The organism is Leptothrix cholodnii SP-6, assembly GCF_000019785.1.
Taxonomy (GTDB): domain Bacteria; phylum Pseudomonadota; class Gammaproteobacteria; order Burkholderiales; family Burkholderiaceae_C; genus Sphaerotilus; species Sphaerotilus cholodnii.
In genome coordinates this window covers 3,062,649-3,080,245 of sequence record NC_010524.1, presented here as the reverse complement: position 1 = coordinate 3,080,245, position 17,597 = coordinate 3,062,649, and the positions used below count along the sequence as shown (strand labels likewise).

General features: G+C 68.8%; 14 protein-coding genes and 1 tRNA gene. 1 reads left to right on the top strand and 14 read right to left on the bottom strand.

Going from position 1 to position 17,597, the window contains the following annotated elements:
• Window positions 1-4 precede the first annotated feature (4 nt).
• The 14 genes from LCHO_RS13980 to LCHO_RS13915 form a co-directional block, all read right to left on the bottom strand.
• Entirely contained in the window at window positions 5-2,224 is a 2,220-nt protein-coding gene (locus LCHO_RS13980) for a DUF3141 domain-containing protein (protein WP_012347813.1), read from the bottom strand.
• A 238-nt stretch (window positions 2,225-2,462) separates the two neighbouring features.
• Window positions 2,463-3,092 (bottom strand): cyclin-dependent kinase inhibitor 3 family protein, encoded by a 630-nt coding sequence (locus LCHO_RS13975; RefSeq protein ID WP_012347812.1) that lies wholly within the window; start codon window positions 3,090-3,092, stop codon window positions 2,463-2,465.
• A gap of 236 nt (window positions 3,093-3,328) precedes the next feature.
• Window positions 3,329-3,404, bottom strand: a tRNA-Asn gene (locus LCHO_RS13970).
• Between the two features lie 91 nt (window positions 3,405-3,495).
• Complete coding sequence (locus LCHO_RS13965; protein WP_190274805.1) at window positions 3,496-5,724, bottom strand: sensor histidine kinase; 2,229 nt, start codon at window positions 5,722-5,724, stop codon at window positions 3,496-3,498.
• A 79-nt stretch (window positions 5,725-5,803) separates the two neighbouring features.
• On the bottom strand, window positions 5,804-6,871 hold the full coding sequence (locus LCHO_RS13960; RefSeq protein WP_083772814.1) for an NAD(P)/FAD-dependent oxidoreductase: 1,068 nt from the start codon (window positions 6,869-6,871) through the stop codon (window positions 5,804-5,806).
• 106 nt (window positions 6,872-6,977) lie between these two features.
• Window positions 6,978-7,301: a ferredoxin FdxA gene (gene fdxA, locus LCHO_RS13955; protein WP_012347809.1), complete on the bottom strand. Its 324-nt coding sequence runs from the start codon at window positions 7,299-7,301 to the stop codon at window positions 6,978-6,980.
• A 124-nt stretch (window positions 7,302-7,425) separates the two neighbouring features.
• Window positions 7,426-8,148, bottom strand: coding sequence for a uroporphyrinogen-III C-methyltransferase (gene cobA / locus LCHO_RS13950; protein ID WP_012347808.1), 723 nt, complete (start codon window positions 8,146-8,148; stop codon window positions 7,426-7,428).
• 5 nt (window positions 8,149-8,153) lie between these two features.
• Window positions 8,154-9,458, bottom strand: coding sequence for a sulfate adenylyltransferase subunit 1 (locus LCHO_RS13945; RefSeq protein WP_043705449.1), 1,305 nt, complete (start codon window positions 9,456-9,458; stop codon window positions 8,154-8,156).
• Between the two features lie 102 nt (window positions 9,459-9,560).
• The gene (gene cysD / locus LCHO_RS13940) at window positions 9,561-10,532 is read right to left on the bottom strand and encodes a sulfate adenylyltransferase subunit CysD (RefSeq protein ID WP_012347806.1); all 972 of its coding nucleotides are present in this window, start codon (window positions 10,530-10,532) and stop codon (window positions 9,561-9,563) included.
• 42 nt (window positions 10,533-10,574) lie between these two features.
• On the bottom strand, window positions 10,575-11,309 hold the full coding sequence (locus tag LCHO_RS13935; protein WP_012347805.1) for a phosphoadenylyl-sulfate reductase: 735 nt from the start codon (window positions 11,307-11,309) through the stop codon (window positions 10,575-10,577).
• On the bottom strand, window positions 11,306-11,842 hold the full coding sequence (locus LCHO_RS13930) for a DUF934 domain-containing protein (protein ID WP_012347804.1): 537 nt from the start codon (window positions 11,840-11,842) through the stop codon (window positions 11,306-11,308). The genes LCHO_RS13935 and LCHO_RS13930 overlap by 4 nt, the downstream gene beginning before the upstream one ends.
• Window positions 11,843-11,865: 23 nt before the next feature.
• On the bottom strand, window positions 11,866-13,572 hold the full coding sequence (locus tag LCHO_RS13925) for a nitrite/sulfite reductase (protein ID WP_012347803.1): 1,707 nt from the start codon (window positions 13,570-13,572) through the stop codon (window positions 11,866-11,868).
• A gap of 73 nt (window positions 13,573-13,645) precedes the next feature.
• On the bottom strand, window positions 13,646-14,437 hold the full coding sequence (locus LCHO_RS13920; RefSeq protein ID WP_012347802.1) for a sulfite exporter TauE/SafE family protein: 792 nt from the start codon (window positions 14,435-14,437) through the stop codon (window positions 13,646-13,648).
• A 128-nt stretch (window positions 14,438-14,565) separates the two neighbouring features.
• Entirely contained in the window at window positions 14,566-15,099 is a 534-nt protein-coding gene (locus tag LCHO_RS13915; RefSeq protein WP_012347801.1) for a DUF192 domain-containing protein, read from the bottom strand.
• Between the two features lie 77 nt (window positions 15,100-15,176).
• Here LCHO_RS13915 and LCHO_RS13910 point away from each other — a divergent pair, with 77 nt between their 5' ends.
• A complete protein-coding gene (locus LCHO_RS13910) occupies window positions 15,177-17,594 on the top strand; it encodes a heavy metal translocating P-type ATPase (protein ID WP_012347800.1) in 2,418 nt (805 codons plus the stop codon).
• The last annotated feature ends 3 nt before the right edge of the window (window positions 17,595-17,597 follow it).

The following is a 17,597-nucleotide window of genomic DNA, read 5'->3' as shown; positions in this document are numbered from 1 at the left end:
CGGGTCAGGCGGGCAGGGGGGCGGCGACGGGGGCCGGCACGGCGTCGAGCGTGGCCTCCGCGGTCAGCTGGTCGGCCAGGTTCATCACCCGCTCGGGGTCGGCGCCCAGCAGCGTGATCAGCCGATCGATCAGTTCGAGCGCCAGGTTGGTGCCGGTGGTCTGACCCACCATCACGGCCGCTGCGCCGATCGCCAGTGCCCGTTCGCGCGCGGGCATGTCCGGCAGCATCCGGGCCAGGGCGCCGTAGGCTTCGACCGGGGCCACGGCACTGATGCGGGCTTCTTCGCGCACACCCTGGTGCCAGTTGAAGATCGGCCGCGGTGCGCTGCCGTCGGCCGGCGGATGCCGACGTTCGGCCAGCCGCTGAACCAGGCGCAGGCTGCGGCGCTCGAGCCTGCCGCCGCTGGCCATCGCGGCCATCACGATGCGGCACACGGCCTGCGGGAAGCCGCCCTCGTCGATGTGGGCGAGCACGTCGTGTCGCACGCGCTCGAGCTCGGCCTGGGCGCGTGTCACGGCGATCTGCTCGTCCGGCGGTTCCGGCGGCAGCCAGGCGCCGAAGCCCATCGGCCCGAACATCGTCCGGGTGAACTGGATCACCGACTGGTCGCGCAGGTCGCGGTACAGGTTCAGCGAGGTCTCGATCCACGACGAGGCGATGCGTTCGAGCGAGCGGCCCGGGTGGTCGTCCGGCAGGGTGTGGCGGTTTTCGCGCACCTGCTCGGCCAGGGCGGCCAGCGGCGCGGCGCCCGGGTGGGCGTCGGACAGGGTCTGGCGCTGGCTGCGCAGCGGGTGCAGGTCGGTGGCCGCGTCGGCCAGGGCGCGCGAGGCCAGCGGCCGCACCCACGGGCGCATCCAGGTCTTGTAGATCCCCGTGTTGATCTCGGAGACCTTGGCCACGGTGGAGAACAGCTGTTCTTCCTCGCGCCCTTCCGGGTTGAGGGCGCGCAGGTGGTCCATCGTGCGGTGCTCGAAGTGCACGCTGTAGCTGCCGGGCTCGAGCACGTCGGTGGGCGCGGGGGCGCTGCCATCCTTGAGCTCGAGCTTCATCTCGTACAGGCCCGGCGGCAGGTTGTCGATGACGTCCAGCGAGGTCACGATCTGGTCGTGCTCCTTGCGCGCGACGTCGGTGCCGACAAAGATGCCGAGGTGGCCGACGCTCTCGTGCAGCACGTAGACGATCACCCGGCCGGCGGCGGCGATGGCGCGTTCGTCGCCCCACACGTCGATGATCCAGTTCAGCGCCTGCGGCGGCGGCGTGATGTTGTCGCCCCAGGAGGCGAACACGACCACCGGCGACGTGATGTTGCGCAGGTCGATGCGCTTGCCGCCGATCTGCACGTCGCCGCGCGCGAGCTTGTTGCCGACGAACAGGTTCTCGACGATGGCTTCGATCTCGGCCCCGCTCATGCGGAAGTAGCCACCCCACCAGCGCTCGAACTCGAGGAAGCGCTGCGACTCGTTGTCCACCTGCGACCACAGCTTGTAGTAGCGGCCCCACAGGCTGTTGGCGGGGTTCAGGTTCTCGAAGTTCTTGACCAGGTGCGCGCCGTCGAAGCGGTCGGCGCCCAGGTCGGACGTCAGCGCCGCCAGCCAGGCGCCGCCCAGCATCGCGCCGCTGTAGCGCATCGGGTTGAGCTGGGCGCCACCGGCCCAGTAGGACAGCGGCGAGCCGACCAGGATCAGCGGGCCGAAAAGCTCGGGCCGCATCGCGGCCAGCCCGGCCATCGCCCAGCCCGCCTGGCAGTTGCCGATCACCAGCGGCTTGGCGGTGCATTGCGGGTGGCGGGCGGCCACGGTCTCGAGGAAGCGGGCTTCGGCCACGGCCACGTCGAGCAGCGTCTGGCCTTCTTCAGGCTGCGGGCGGAAGGTCACGAAATACACCGGATGGCCGGCACGCAAGGCCATGCCCACCTCGGAGTCGTGCTTGAAGCCGCCGATGCCCGGCCCGTGGCCGGCGCGCGGATCGACCACCATCACCGGCCGTGCCAGCGGATCGAGCGGCGCATCGGCCGGCTGCAGGATGTGCAGCAGGGCGTAGTTGCACGGCCGCGGCAGATCACGCCCGTCGAGCACCAGTTCGTGCTCGAACTTCAGCAGGTCCGGCTCGCCGGCGTTGACGTGTTCGACGTAGATGTTGCCGCGTTGGCGCAGGGCATCGAGGAACAGCACGCTGCGTTCGATCGCGTCCTGGGCGTAGTCGGCGCCGGGCACGGCCCGCATGACGGATGGGTCTGCGGCGCCGTGAGCTTGATCCTGGGTAAGAAGAGGGTGGTCCATAAGCCAAGAGTAGATCAGGGTTTCCCCTTTGATCAAATGAAGAAACGGTGTCTGAACCTGCATTTGTTGCAATGCACAACATTAGGCGATTGCAATGACCGACTGCGCCGGCAGGGCTTTCGGCCCTGCAGCGCAGTGGTTCGATCGTCTTTGGCGGTGCGGTTGCAGCCGGCTTGGGGCCTCAGGCGTTGCAGATGTCCTGCAGTCGCAGCACGTAGTTCAGTTGATCGGCGGTTTCGATCGCGCCCGGTCGCGCCTGGCGAACCCGCGCGACGGCGTCCGGGGCCGGGACGTCCAGTTCGACCAGCATGCGCGCCGCCACCGTGCCCGCACGGCCCAGCCCCCCGCGGCAATGCACCAGCACGCGCCCGCCTGCGTTCAGGCATCCGACCAGCGCCGGGCCGCTCGTCTGCCAGCCGGTCTCGAATCGCTCATCGGGCGGATGCACGTCGACGATGGGCAGGTGATGCCAGGCAATCCCGCTGGCGCGCACTTGGGCGCCGAGCTGGATCACGTTCAGTTCGATGAACTCGTGATCCTCGATCAGCGTCACCACGGCGTCAGGCCGCCAGCGACGGATCACGTCGATATCGGCCGCGAGGTCGCGTTCCCAGCGCGGCCCGAGCAGGCTGCTGGCGCGCTTGCCCGGACACAGCGAAATCCCGATCCGCCCGCCGCAGCGACCTGCCGCAACCTCGTCGATCCGCAGGGGGTGGCTCAGGCTGGTTCTGACCAGGTTAGGGCTGGTGAGCGCTGCCAGATGTTCGGCTTGCGTCGTCGGTGCGCGGTGATGTGCGTGGTCGTGTGTCATTTGCGGGCCTTTGCCGGAGTCTGCGGGCCTGCATGCAGGCTTTGGAACTGGCGCTGTCAGCGTAATCGGCGTCGGGCGCTGCGTAAGCCGAAATACCGCCGACAAAGCCGCGCTGATCGCTGGCGTGCTGTGCGGCTTGATCCTTGTGCGACGACGCAGGCGATCGCTCGACATCCATCACAAAGAAAAAAGGCTCGGAAGCGATTGCTTCCAAGCCTTTGATTTCCTTCGAGTTTTGGCTCCCCGACCAGGGCTCGAACCTGGGACCTGCGGATTAACAGTCCGTCGCTCTACCGACTGAGCTATCGGGGATCAGCTATCTGCTGAGACATAGATTATAGGAAGATTTTTCGATGGGACGCAAGCACTTTTTTCGTGTCGATCAACAAGCACCGACGGATCGTCAGACCGCCGAGATGTTGAGGTTGCTCGAACTGGGTTTCGACTTCGACATGTCGGTGCCCGACGGCATGCGCAGGTGGAAGACGGCGCCGCCGTCCGGGTGGTTTTCAGCCCACGCGCTGCCGCCGTGGGCATGCAGGATCTTGCTCGTGATGGCCAGCCCGAGGCCGAAGCCTCCGCCGTCGTCGCGGTTGCGGTGTCCATGGAAGAACGCTTCGAACAGATACGGCCGCTCGCTTTCGGGGATGCCCGGGCCCCGGTCGCGGATGTTCCAGTTCAGGTAGCCGTCGGCGCTGCGTATCAGCTCGATGTCGATGGACGAGCCGGCCGGCGAAAAGCGCAGGGCGTTTTCGAGCACGTTGCGCAGGGCCTGCTGCAGCCGCAGGCGATCGACCCAGACGGCGCTTTCACCGGATTCGCCGTCGGTCTCGAACAGGCCGAACTGACGCACGGTGATGCCGCGCGCCGTGCACAGGGGCTGGAGTTCGTTGATCAGTTCGCGCGTCAGGTTCACCGCATCGGCGAGGTCGCAGTGCATCGTGCCGACGGTGCTTTCGAGTTTCGACATGTCGAGCAGGTCGTTGACCAGCAAGAGCATGCGCTTGCCGGCCGCGTGGATGTCGCTGAACATCTCTTGCAGGGGGCGCTGTTCGGCGCTGCGCCATTTGCCGAGCTCGGCAAAACCCAGCACCGATTGCAGCGGTGTGCGCAGGCCGTGGCTCATGTTGGCGATGAACTCGTTCTTGCTTTCGCTGGCCTGCTGGGCGATCTGCATCGCCTCGCGGGTGTGGCGTTCGGCCTCGCGCAGTTCGGTGACGTCGGTGATGCTGCCGATCACGGCGCGTGGTCGGCCGTCTTCGCGCGCAATTGCCACCTTCGAGACCAGCGCCTCGCGCAGGCGGCCGTCGGCGCCCGGCAGGTCGTCGAGGTAATGGCTGCGGCCGGCACCCTGCCAGATCGCGACGTCGTGCGTCGGGTGATAGGCGAGTTGCTGCAGGTGCGTGGCCAGCGGCAGGCCGGTGCCGATGATCGCGCTGCGCTGGATGCCGAGAAAATCCTCGAACGCGTGGTTGACCATGGCGTAGTGGCCGAGCGCATCGAGCACGAACATCGGCGCCGGCGCGGCCTCGATCACGCTGCGCAGGGCCCGCTCGTTTTCTTCCAGTCGCTGCTTGGCGGTGGCGAGTGCGTCCTCGAGCTGTTCGTGGGTGCGCAGGGTGCGCCAGGCGAGGCCGGTGGCCGCCGCGATCAGCGCGCCCAGGAACAGCGTCGCCAGGACCAGCCAGGTCATGTCGGTGCGCCACGAGGCCACGATCGCGCTGGCCGGCCGCTCGACCAGCACCACCCACGGATGGATGCGCACGGCGCGAAACGCCGCCACCACGTCGATGCCGTCGAGCCCGGCGCCTTCGAAGCTGCCATGGTCCTCGCGTGGCAGCTGGTTGAGCAGATCGGGGTGCATCGCCACCACGTCGCCGGCCTCGATCCGTCGGCTGGTGGTGGCCACCACCATGCCCTGGTAGTTGAGCAGCGTGGCGCTGTGGCCGCTGTCCTTGAGGGTGCTCTCGAACTGGTCGGCCAGGAACCCGGTGTGCAGGGCCGCGACCATGTAGAGCGTCTGGCCGTCGGCACTGGTGGCCGTGCGCGTCATGGCCACCAGGCCCACGCCGGGCTGGATTGGCTCGGGCACGCTGCCGTTGGCGGTCGGGCGATCGCTGGGGATGCCGGCCGGGACCAGGTCATGGCCCGCCAGCCAGGTTCCCAGGCGCGACTGGCCGGGCTGGCGGGGTCGGCCGACCATTTCCAGGTCGATGCGCACGCGCCGGTTTTCGGCGCCGGAGCTGGCCAGGATCAGGCCGCGCTCGTCGACGACCGAGAGGCTGCGCAGCATCGGCGTGCCTCGGCTGGCTTCGAGCAGAGCCGGGTTCAGGGCCACCATCTGCTGGGCGGTGCTGAGCTTGACCTGGACGCCGATGTTGTCGAGCACCAGCTCGGTGGCATCGAGGTGGCGCGAGGCCTGCTCTTCGAGCATGCGCGCCAGCAAGGCCGCGTTGTTGCGCTCGGATTCGATGATGTGCTGGCGCTGGGTGATGGCCAGTGCGGCGCTCAGCGCCAGCAGCAGCGCCAGCAGCGCCAGCCCGATCCACGGCAGATACGCGCTGTTGAGCCGCCTGCCGGGCAGGGCCGCCGGTGCATTGGTGCGCGGGGGCAGGGTGAACCGGCTGCTCACGCGCACCCCACGGTGTCCGACGGCCGGTATCGGCTCGGGCGCGGGCAGGCGCCGCACGGGTGGACGAGCGCCGCGTGTCTCATTCGGCTCCTCGTGGCAGCACGCCCAGCAGGCGCTGCAGGCGTGCGCTGCTGGTGGTGTATTCGAGGTGATGCGGCGCATCGGGACGCAACCGGTGCGCGGCCGCCCAGGCGGCCAGCGTGGCCTCGTGGAAGCCGCAGACGATCAGCTTGAGCTTGCCCGGATAGCTGTTGATGTCGCCCACCGCGTAGACGCCCGGCAGGCTGGTCTCGAAGCGCGACGGCTCGACGTCCAGCAGCTTGCGCTCCATCTGCAGGCCCCAGCTGCTCAGCGGCCCCAGCCGCGGGCTGAGTCCGAGGCTGACGAACAGCCGCGTCGCCGGCTCGTGATGCGTTTGGCCGGAGGGGTCGAGATGGTCGACGCCCGTCAGCTGGCCGGCTGCATCGGCACGGGCCTGCGTCGGCTGGCCGACCCGGCGCGTCACGCGGCCCTGGCTGGCCAGCAGTTCCAGCCGTCGGACCTGTTCCGGCGCCGCCGGATAGACATCGCGGCGATACAGCAGGCTGACCGCCACGCCGTGTTCGGCCAGCCGGCAGGCCCAATCGAGCGCCCGGTCGTCGCCGCCGTGCACCAGCACCGTCTGGCCCTGGCAAGCCGACACATCGGGCGCCTGATGGCTCACGCAGCTGGCGGCCAGCGTGTCGAGCCCCGGCAGCTTGAGTCGCCGCGGCGAAAAGGCCCCCACGCCCGCGGCGATGAAGACGGCGCGGGCGATGAACTGCGTGCCGGCCGAGGTGCCGATGTCGAAGCGACCATCGGCGCGCGGGGCGAGCGACTCGACCTCCTGGCCGAGGTGCAGCACCGGGTCGAAAGGCGCCACCTGTTGCAGCAGGCGCTCGACCAGTTCGGTGCCGCTGCACACCGGCAGTGCCGGGATGTCGTAGATCGGCTTGGCCGGGTAGAGCTCGGCGCACTGGCCGCCCGGCTGCGAGAGCACGTCGACGACATGACAGCGCAGATCCTGCAGACCGAGCTGGAAGACCTGGAACAGGCCGACCGGCCCGGCGCCGATGACCAGCGCGTCGGTTTCGATCGCCCCGGCAGAAGCGCCACCGCCGCCAGAAATGGCGGCGGTGGCAGACGGGGTCTGACGTGTCGGTTGCAACGTCAGGCGAGCCGGTTGGGATCGAAGGGCATGCTGCGGCCGCAGTCGAGGGCAGTGCGTGGCCGGCTCAGCGCTTGAGCTCGCCGAGCTTGTCCTTGCGGTCTTTCCATTCGTCGGCATCGGGCAGCGCTGCCTTGCGCTTGGTGATGCTCGGCCACTTGGGCGACAGCTCGGCGTTGATGGCGATGAACTTCATCTGATCGGCCGGCACGTCTTCCTCGGGCAGGATGGCGTTGACCGGGCATTCGGGGATGCAGACCGCGCAATCGATGCATTCATCCGGGTCGATGACCAGGAAGTTGGGGCCTTCGCGGAAGCAATCGACCGGGCACACATCGACACAGTCGGTGTACTTGCAGCGGATGCACGATTCGGTGACGACGTGGGTCATGACACAAGAGAGTTGGAGTGGGTGGGTGCTTGCTTCAGACAACGCCGACAGCAACGAACATCAACGCAGATTTTAAGCTGCGCAGTGCCGGTTGCTGAATTGATGCCGGTCAAGCACAAGGACTTCAGTCGGGACGTTGCGCTGCGGCATCCGTGATGGCGACCGCGCCGGCGCCGACCGTCACGATGGTCGGCAGGCCGGCGTGATCGGCCACCGCCTGGCCGAGGCTGCCGACCGTGAGGGTGCTGATGCGCTGGTCGGGCCAGCCGGCACGCGAGACCACCAGCGCCGGCGTCGACGCGGCCCAGCCGACTTCTAGCAGCTTGTGCGCCAGGCTGTCGAGCTGGCGGCCGGCCATGTAGAACACTTCGGTGTCGGCGCTGCGGCGGGCTTCGAGTTCGCCGTGCTGCGTCATCGCGGTGCTGAACGCCACGCTGCGGCCGACACCGCGGCGCGTCAGCGGCCGTTGTGTCAATGCAGCGGCGGCCACCGCCGCGGTGATGCCGGGCACCACCTCGGCCTCGATGCCGGCAGCCGCCAGGGCCTGCAGCTCTTCTTCGAGCCGGCCGAACACGCTCGGGTCGCCGCCCTTGAGCCGCACGACCCGTTCGGTCGATTGCGCTTCGGCCACCAGCAGCTCGTTGATGCGCTGCTGGCCGGTGCTGTCGGCGCTGAAACCGCGTTTGCCGACGTCGATCCAGCGCGCATCGGGCGCGGCGTCACGCAGCGCCGGATCGGTGAGGGCGTCGAACAGCACCACCTGCGCCTCGCGCAGGCGCGCCAGGCCGCGCACGGTGATCAGGTCAGCCGCGCCGGGTCCGGCACCGATGAAGACGACGCGGGCCATGCGGTTCAGGCGGTCGCGTTGACCAGCAGCGCGCCGCTGGTGCGGTTGGTGGTCGGATCGACCACGATCAGCGCACCGCCGACGCGGTTGGCCGCGTAGGCCTCGACCGGCAGCGCCTGCTGGGTCTGGATCTGCACGTGGCCGATCTCGTTGACCGCCAGCTGGTGCGCATCCAGCTCTTCGAGCGTGTTGATGTCGAGCCGGTGATCGATGCTCGTGATGCGCGCCTGCACCCAGCGGTTGCCGTGGCGCACCCAGTACTTGCGGCCGATCACGGCCGGCTCGGTGTCGAGCCAGGCCAGTGTCGCCTTGAACTCCTGCTTCGTGGCACTGCTGCCGGGCGTGAAGATCCAGTCGCCGCGCGACACGTCGACCTGGCGATCGAGCACCAGGCCGGCTGACTGGCCCGCCTCGCAGCCGTCGACATCGCTGCCGGCGTGGCGCACGGCGGCGACCACGGCGGTCTCGCCGCTCGGGAAGATCTGCACCGTGTCGCCGGCCTTGACGCTGCCGTGGGCGATGCGGCCCCACATCACGCGGTGCTGGTGGCCCGTGCCTTCGCCTTCGTCGCGGGCGACGTACTGCACCGGCAGCAGCAGGTTGCCGTCATGTGCCTCGTCCGTGACGGGCAGGCTCTCGAGGATCTGCAGCAGCGTCGGGCCGGTGTACCAGTCCCAGTTGGCCGACGGCGTGGCGACGTTGTCGCCGCGCAGCGCCGACACCGGCACGATGCCGCGCACGGTGATGCCGGCTTCGAGCGCGAACTGGTTCAGCGCGCGGGCGACGGCGTCGAACGCGGCCTGCGTGCCGACCTCGATCGCGTCGAGCTTGTTGATCGCGAACACGATGCTCGGCACGCGCAGCAGGCGCGCCAGCAGGCTGTGGCGGCGCGTCTGCGGCAGCAGCACGACGTCAGGCACGCGGGTGTCGAGCTTGGTGATGTCGACCAGCACCACCGCGGCATCGCTTCCGGCCGCAGCCGTCACCATGTTGCGGGTGTACTGCTCGTGGCCGGGGGCGTCGGCGATGATGAACTTGCGCGTCTTGGTGGCGAAGTACTGGTAGGCCACGTCGATCGTGATGCCCTGCTCGCGCTCGGCCTCGAGGCCGTCGGTCAGCAGCGACAGGTCGATCGGCGCGCCGGCGGCGCGCTTCTCCAGCGCGTCGAGCTTGTCGGCCAGGATGCCGCGGCTGTCGAACAGCAGGCGGCCGATCAGCGTGCTCTTGCCGTCGTCGACGCTGCCGGCGGTCAGGAAGCGCAGCGCCTTGTGGGCCAGTTCGTCAGCCGCATCAATGTGTGCAGTGGTCATGAGGTATTCCGTCTTCATCAAGTCGCGTGCGTGGATCCGGCTCTGCCGGTCCGCTGCACGAGCCCCCTCGGGGGCAGCGAACGCCAGTGAGCGTGGGGGCCGTCAGAAATAGCCTTCCTTCTTGCGGCGCTCCATCGAGGCCTCGGAGGTGCGGTCGTCCATGCGGGTGGCGCCACGCTCGGAGACGGTGACCTGCAGCGTCTCGGCGACGATGTCGGCGGTGGTCGAGGCATCGCTCTCGACCGGGCAGGTGCAGGTCATGTCGCCGACGGTGCGAAAGCGCACGTCGACCGTCTCGATCACGTCGCTCGCGTCCGGCGGCGTCACGTCGGTCACCGGCACCAGCAGGCCCTTGCGGCGGTAGATCTCGCGCTTGTGGGTGTAGTAGATGTGCGGCAGCGGGATCTTCTCGCGCTCGATGTAGAGCCAGACGTCGAGTTCGGTCCAGTTGCTGATCGGAAATGCCCGGAAGTGCTCGCCCGGCTTGATGCGGGTGTTGAACAGGTTCCACAGCTCGGGGCGCTGCTCCTTGGGCTGCCACTGGCCGAAGCTGTCGCGGTGCGAAAAGATGCGCTCCTTGGCGCGCGCCTTTTCCTCGTCACGCCGTGCGCCGCCGATCATGCAGTCGAAGCGGTGCTCCTCGATGGTCTCGAGCAGCGTCACCGTCTGGTGGCCGTTGCGCGATTCCAGCGGATGGGCCAGGCGGATGGTGCCGCGCTTCATCGAGTCTTCGAGGTGGCCGACGATCAGGCGCTCGCCCATCTCGGCGATGCGCTCGTCGCGGAAGCTGATCACTTCCGGGAAGTTGTGACCGGTGTCGACGTGCACCAGCGGAAACGGCAGCTTGCCGGCGAAGCGCGGGCGCTCGCCCGCGGCGCTCAGCTTGCGCTTGAAGGCCTTCTCGGCCAGGTGCAGGACGACGCAGGAATCCTTGCCGCTGGAGAACAGCAGGCCGGGGCGCTCGAAGGCGCCGGCGACTTCGCGCAGGATGAAGATCGCTTCTTCTTCCAGCGCGTCGAGGTGGCGGTGATCCACTTCAGGAAGCAGTTGGGTCATGGTGGTGGGGGCGTTCATGTTTCGCGATTGTCGTGCGGTCGGGAGCTGCGGGCGCCGGGATCAGCGCGCCGGCAGCGGCTCGACCTGGTGGACGTGCAGTCCGCACTCCTTGGCCGCTTCGTCTTCCCACCACCAGCGGCCGGCGCGGAAGTCCTCGCCCACGCCGATGGCGCGGGTGCAGGGCGCGCAGCCGATGCTGGGCATGAACTGGTCGTGCAGCGGGTTGTAGGGCACGTCGTTCTGCTGGATGTAATGCCAGACGTCGTTCCAGCTCCAGTCGATCAGCGCGTTGATCTTGGCGCGGCCGGCGTCGTCGGCCTCGATGCGCTGCATCTCGCCGCGGTTGTTGCTCTGCTCGCGGCGCAGGCCGGTGATCCACGCGGTGCGCGGCGCCAGCATGCGGCCCAGCGGTTCGAGCTTGCGGATGCCGCAGCAGCCCTTGCGCAGCGCGAGGCTTTCGTACATCGCCTTGTCGCCGTTCTTGCGCACGAACTCGATCACCGCGTCGGCGACCGGCTTGTAGACCTCCACGGCCACGCCGTAACGCTGTTCGATGCGGCCGATCAGCGCCACTGTCTCGGCATGCAGCGCGCCGGTCTCGAGCGTCCCGATCGCGATCGGCAGCTGGTGACGGGCGATCAGGTCGGTGATGACCATGTCCTCGGCGCCCAGGCTGGTCGACTGCACGACGCGGCCCGGGTGCGCCGCGGCGGCGTCACGCAGGGTCTGCAGCGTGGCGGCCAGGCGCTCCTCGAAACCGGCGGTGTGACGGGCGTACAGGTCGATCGCGCTCATATCGAAGCCCCTTCGTTCAGGAATTCGTCGCGTGGCGTCCAGGCCTCGCTGGCCGGGCGCACGAACACCGGGCGGGTCTCGCCCACGTCGCCCTGGTAGTGGCCGGCGAAGAAGCTCAAAGCCCGCTCGGCCACCTCGACCGACTGGTCATGGCGCAGCACCACGGCGTCGAAGCCGGTGCGATGCAGCAGCTGCATCATGTCGACCAGCACCTCGCCGGTGGCGCGCACTTCGCCGGTGTAGCGGTAACGCGAGCGCAGCAGGCGGGCCTGGCTGTAGGCGCGGCCGTCGACCCACTTGGGGAAGTTCAGCACGATCAGCGCCAGGCGCGGCAGGTCGTCGGCGATGTCTTCGACGTCGGCGTTGTTGCCCAGCATCAGCCCGGTGCGCAGGCCCGCGGGCCAGGTGTCGCGCACGGCGTGCCATTGTTCGAGCGTGAGCAGCAGGCCTTCACGGGCGATCGGGTGCGGCGTCGGGCCGTCTTCGCCGAGGGCGGTGTGCCAGGCGTCGCGATGGGTGTCGATGAACTTCATGGTGCGTCGCTTCGTGGGCTGTTTCAGGCTTCGGCGGTGTCCGAATGGCGTGCGGTGGCGGTGCGCCGGGCGTTGGCGGCGGCCTTGAACGGCTCCAGACCCAGGCGCTTGACGGCGTCGATGAACTTCTCGCCGGCCGTGCGCTCGGCGCGGTAGACGTCGAGGATGGCCTCGATCGCATCCACGACCTCGCTGGCTGCGAACGACGGGCCGATCACCTTGCCGGTGACGGCGGTGGGCGCGTGGTTCGAGCCGTCCGAGCCGGCCAGCGTCAGCTGATACCACTCGGTGCCGTCCTTGTCGACGCCGAGCACGCCGATGTGGCCGCTGTGGTGGTGGCCGCAGGAGTTGATGCAGCCGCTGATGTGCAGGTCGATGTCGCCGAGGTCGAAGACTTCGTCGAGGTCGTCGAAACGCTCGGTGATCTCGGCCGCGACGGGAATCGAGCGCGCATTGGCCAGCGCGCAGAAGTCGCCGCCCGGGCAGGCGATCATGTCGGTCAGCAGGCCGATGTTGGGCGTGGCGTAGCCGGCGGCCTTGGCGGCTTCGTACAGCGCCGGCAGGTCGGCGGCCTTGACCCACGGCAGCAGCAGGTTCTGGTCGTGCGTGACACGCAGCTCGCCGCAGCTGTAGACGTCGGCCAGATCGGCGGCCTGGTCCATCTGAGCGTCGGTGACGTCGCCGGGCGCCTGGCCGGCGCGCTTGACCGACAGCGTCACGGCGCGGTAGCCGGCCACCTGGTGTGCGTGCACGTTGCGTTCGAGCCAGCGGCGGTAGGCCAGCGGCAGGTCGGCGGCAGCGGCCACTTCGGGCTGCGCCACCACGCCGGCCGGGCGCACGAAGCAGGCGTTGACGCGGTCGAATTCGGCCTGCGTGATGAGGTGGGCGCTGCCGTCGAGGTCGCGCTCCAGGATGTTCTTGAATTCGACCGCAACGGCGTCGAAGAACTTCTGGCCTTCGGCCTTGACGAGGATCTTGATGCGCGCCTTGTAGGCGTTGTCGCGCCGGCCGTAGCGGTTGTAGACCCGCACCACGGCCTCGATGAACACGAGGATCTGCTGCCAGGGCACGAACTCGCTGATCACCGAGCCGATGATCGGCGTGCGGCCCATGCCGCCGCCCACGCGCACCTGGAAACCGATCTCGCCGGCTTCGTTCTTGCGCAGCACCAGGCCGATGTCGTGCCAGCCGGTGGCGGCGCGGTCCTCGGTGGCGCCGCTGACGGCGATCTTGAACTTGCGCGGCAGGTGGGCGAACTCGGGGTGCAGCGTGCTCCACTGGCGCATGATTTCGCAGTAGGGACGCGGGTCGATCGCCTCGTCGGCGGCCACGCCGGCCAGCGCGTCGCTGGTGATGTTGCGGATGCAGTTGCCGCTGGTCTGGATGCCGTGCATGTCGACGGCGGCCAGCTTGTCCATCACGTCGGCAGCCTGCGGCAGCGGGATCCAGTTGTACTGGACGTTCTGGCGGGTGGTGAAGTGGGTGTAGCCGCGGTCGTGCTTGCGGGCGATGTCGGCCATCGCGCGCAGCTGGGCGCTGTTGAGCTCGCCGTAGGGCACGGCCACGCGCAGCATCGGCGCATGGCGCTGGATGTACCAGCCGTTCTGCAGGCGCAGGGCACGGAACTCGTCATCGCCCAGCGTGCCGGCCAGGTTGCGCTCGAGCTGGTCACGGAACTGCGCCGCGCGGGCATGCACGAACTGGCGGTCGAAAGGGGTGTACTGGTACATGGCGTCAGGCGGGTCGTGAGGCCCGCGAGGGCGGGCAGGGTAACGGGGCGAGGGCGGCGGCGCGGGCTGCGCGTCAGACACTCAACAGGATTTTGCGGGCGGCGAACAACAGCGATACACACAAGGCCATGCGCGTGAACAGGTCGGGCAGCACCTTGGTCAGGCGCGCGCCCAGCCAGATCGCCGGCACCGAGCCGACCAGCAGTTCGAGCAGCAGCGCCCAGTGCACGTTGCCGAGCGTGGCGTGGCCGATGCCGGCCACGATGGTCAGCGGCACGGCATGGGCGATGTCCGAACCCACCAGCCGCACCGTGCTCAGTCGCGGGTAGAGCATCAGGATCATGGTGGCGCCGAGTGCGCCGGCGCCGATCGAGCTCAGCGACACCAGCACGCCCAGGATCAGGCCGCACAGCACCGTCAGCCAGGTCTGCCGCGACGGCGTGATCCAGCGCTCCAGGTACAGGCCGACGCGGTACCAGACCGGGCGGAAGATGATGGTCACCGCCGTCAGCACCAGCGCGATGCCCAGCGCGTAGCTGAGCGTGCTGTCGGCCTGCTTGCTCATGCCGATCGTGTGCATGTAGGCGGTGGTGGCGATCGACGCCGGGATGCTGCCTCCCAGCAGGAGGGCGACGATGCGGTAGTCGACATGGCCGTGGCGGTGGTGCGCCCACGAACCCGACACCTTGGTCAGGCCGGCAAACCAGAGGTCGGTGCCGATGGCCACCGCCTTGTCGAGATGGAAGACCGAGATCAGCAGCGGCGTCATCAGCGAGCCACCCCCCACGCCGGTCACGCCCACGATCAGGCCGATGCCGAAACCGCTGAGGATGGCCAGCCAGTCAATCGCGTGTATCCATTGCATGAGTTCGCCTTACGCCGTGATGGCGTTCTTGAGGGTCGAACTCTAGGCACCCGATGCTTATAAGCAAACTACATATTCAGATGATGCTTATGGCGTTTCGGAATATGAAGCGGCGTCTGGCGTGGCGTTCAACGAACCGGAAACGGGCCGCCGTCGATCCGGGCGCCGGCCTTGAAACCGCGTTTGGCGAACCAGCCCTGGTTCATCTCCAGTGCGTAGCGCACCGGCTGGCGCGGGCAGTGCGAGGCCTCGCTGCCGGCCTGCATCTCGGCGATGTTGACGATGCGGCCGTCGTCGGCGATGAAGGCGATCGCCAGCGGCAGCAGCGTGTTCTTCATCCAGAAGCAGTGCATGCCACGCTCCTCGAAGACGAACAGCATGCCGTCGTTGGCCGGCATGCTCGGGCGGTGCATCAGGCCGATCTGGCGCTGCGCGGGGGTCTGTGCCACCTCGGCGGTGATCAGGTGCATGCCGGCGTTGAGGCGGATCGTCTCGAGCTTCTGTGCGCTTTCCTGGGCGCCTGCCGTCACCGCGCCTGCGCTCAGCAGCAGCGCGAGGATGCCGGCCCCCACCCGCCGAAGGATCCGCGCCGCCGCCGTCGCGTGGCCACGACAGGTCGGGTTGTCCTTGATGGTCAGGATGTCATTCTTGATTTGGATCATGCTGGGTGTGTCAAAGTGTCTGAACAATGCCAGTCGCCGCTCGCGCCCCGTCGGGTTGCTGTTCCTGATCGATAGACATGCCTGCCCCCAATCCGCCTTCCTACAAGATGGCCGCTCCTGCGGCTGTCGCGGCGTTGAGCGCCACACAGGTGGCCGCCGTCGATGCGCCGTCGTCGCTGGAGGTGTGCACGCAGTGGATCGAGACCGAATCAGGCGAGAGACGCGGCCGCTCGCGGCTGTTGCTGAGCGGACTGCATTGTGCCGCCTGCGGTGGCCTGATCGAGGACGCGCTGCAGCGCGTCGAGGGCGTCGCGTCGGTCGAGGTCAACGGCGCCGCGCAGCGCGCAGTGGTGGTGTGGGATCCGGCACGCACCCGCATCTCGACCCTGGTCGAGGCGGTGCGCAGGGCCGGTTACGGCGCCTTCCCGGACACCGGCGCCGAGGCCGTCGCGCTGGCCGCACGCGAGTCCCGCCGGGCGATCTGGCGCCTGTTCGTGGCGGCCTTCTGCATGATGCAGGTGATGATGTACGCCACCCCCGCCTATGTGGCCGAGCCCGGCGACATGACCGACGACATGGTGCGCCTGTTGCGCTGGGCCAGCTGGGTGCTGAGCGTGCCGGTGGTGCTGTTTGCCGCCTCGCCGTTCTTCAAGGGCGCCTGGCGCGCCCTGCGCGAGCGCCGCATCGGCATGGACGTGCCGGTGGTGCTGGGCATCGTCGTCACCTTCGTGGCCAGTTCGATCGCCACCTTCGAGCAGGCGGCGCTGGCCGGCAGCGACGTCTATTTCGATTCGCTGACGATGTTCGTGAGCTTCCTGCTCGGCGCCCGCCTGCTCGAGAGCCAGGCCCGCGCACGCGCCGCGCAGTCGCTCGATGCCGTCATGCGGCGCCTGCCCGATGCGGTCGAGCGTCTGGGCGACGACGGCCAGGCCACGCTCGTCACCGCGGCCGAGCTGGCCATCGGCGACCACATCCGGGTGCACGTCGGCCAGGCCTTTGCCGCCGACGGCGTGGTGCTCGAAGGCCGCACCCAGGTCGACGAGGCCATGCTGACCGGCGAATCGCGCCCGGTCGAGCGTGGCCCGGGCGACGAGGTGGCTGCTGGTTGCCTCAACCTCGGCGCCCCGGTGTCGGTGCGCGTGACCCGGCTGGGCGCGCAGACCCGCTTCCAGCGCATCGTCGAGCTGGTCGAGCGCGCGCTCACCGGGCGGCCGTCGTACCTGATCAGCGCCGACCGCATCGCCGGCCCGTTTCTGTGGGTGGTGCTGCTGCTGGCCGGCGGCGCGTATGTCGCGTGGTCGTTCATCGACCCGCACAAGGCGATCTGGGTGGCGGTGTCGGTGCTGATCGTCACCTGTCCCTGCGCGCTGTCGCTCGGTGCGCCGGTGGCCTGGCTGGCTGCTGCCGGCCAGCTGGCGCGGCGCGGCATCCTGGTGCAGCGCCTGGATGCCCTCGAGGCACTCACGCGGGTGCGCCATCTGGTGTTCGACAAGACCGGCACGCTGACCGAAGACCGCCTCACGCTTGCCGCCGTCAGGCGGCCGTCCGCTGCGCTCGACGGCCCCTCCACCGAGGCCTTGCAGGCCCTGGCCGCCTCGCTGGCGGCCCAGTCGCGCCATCCGCTGGCGCAGGCGCTGGCACGCTCGGTCGAGCCTGCCCCGGCGGTCGCCGGGTCGGTGCCTGCCTGGCGTGACGTGATCGAACAGCCCGGGGCGGGTCTGCAGGCCGTTGCCGTCACGCAGGGGCTGGACGCAACGACCTGGCGGTTGGGTCATGCGCTCTGGTGTGGTGTGTCGACAACGGAGGCGGTGTCGCCGGATCAGCCAGGGCTGATCGAGCGTCCGTCCGTCTGGCTGGCGCGTCAATCGGTCGACGGCTGGCAGCCGATGCTGCACGTCGAGTTCGACGAACAGCTGCGCGCCGATGCCGAGCGCGGCGTGGCAGCGCTCGATGCCGAAGGTCTGCAGCTGCACCTGCTGTCGGGCGATCAGCCCGGCAGCGTCGAGCGTCTGGCGCGTCAGTTGGGCCTTGCGCACTTCCAGGCCCGGTGCAGCCCGCAGGACAAGCTCGAGGCGGTCGAGCGCCTGCAGCGCAGCGGCGAGCGGGTCGCGATGGTGGGCGACGGCATCAACGATGCGCCGGTGCTCGCGCGTGCCGACGTCTCGATCGCGATGGGCAGCGCGGCCGCGCTGGCGCAGGCGCGCGCCGACGTGATCATGTTGTCCGACCGGATCGGCGATCTGTCAGTTTTGCACCGGACTGCACACCGTACGATGCGCATCGTGCGCCAGAACCTGCGGTGGGCCTTTGCATACAACCTGGCGTGTGTGCCGCTGGCACTGGTCGGCTGGTTGCCGCCCTGGTTGGCCGGAATCGGCATGGCAGCGAGTTCGCTGGTCGTGGTTCTGAATGCACTGCGGCTTGCACGCAACACTTCAGACATGCAATCCCAAAGCGCGGTGACCGGCCCTCGAGCGGTCGGTGCACCGGCCTGAATC

Coding starts and splice junctions, on each gene's coding strand:
- LCHO_RS13930 (WP_012347804.1), bottom strand. CDS start 11,842: ATGAAGTTCATCGACACCCATCGCGACGCCTGGCACACCGCCCTCGGC.
- LCHO_RS13910 (WP_012347800.1), top strand. CDS start 15,177: ATGCCTGCCCCCAATCCGCCTTCCTACAAGATGGCCGCTCCTGCGGCT.
- LCHO_RS13980 (WP_012347813.1), bottom strand. CDS start 2,224: ATGCGGGCCGTGCCCGGCGCCGACTACGCCCAGGACGCGATCGAACGC.
- LCHO_RS13915 (WP_012347801.1), bottom strand. CDS start 15,099: ATGATCCAAATCAAGAATGACATCCTGACCATCAAGGACAACCCGACC.
- LCHO_RS13945 (WP_043705449.1), bottom strand. CDS start 9,458: ATGACCACTGCACACATTGATGCGGCTGACGAACTGGCCCACAAGGCG.
- cysD (WP_012347806.1), bottom strand. CDS start 10,532: ATGAACGCCCCCACCACCATGACCCAACTGCTTCCTGAAGTGGATCAC.
- LCHO_RS13975 (WP_012347812.1), bottom strand. CDS start 3,092: ATGACACACGACCACGCACATCACCGCGCACCGACGACGCAAGCCGAA.
- LCHO_RS13925 (WP_012347803.1), bottom strand. CDS start 13,572: ATGTACCAGTACACCCCTTTCGACCGCCAGTTCGTGCATGCCCGCGCG.
- LCHO_RS13935 (WP_012347805.1), bottom strand. CDS start 11,309: ATGAGCGCGATCGACCTGTACGCCCGTCACACCGCCGGTTTCGAGGAG.
- fdxA (WP_012347809.1), bottom strand. CDS start 7,301: ATGACCCACGTCGTCACCGAATCGTGCATCCGCTGCAAGTACACCGAC.
- cobA (WP_012347808.1), bottom strand. CDS start 8,148: ATGGCCCGCGTCGTCTTCATCGGTGCCGGACCCGGCGCGGCTGACCTG.
- LCHO_RS13920 (WP_012347802.1), bottom strand. CDS start 14,437: ATGCAATGGATACACGCGATTGACTGGCTGGCCATCCTCAGCGGTTTC.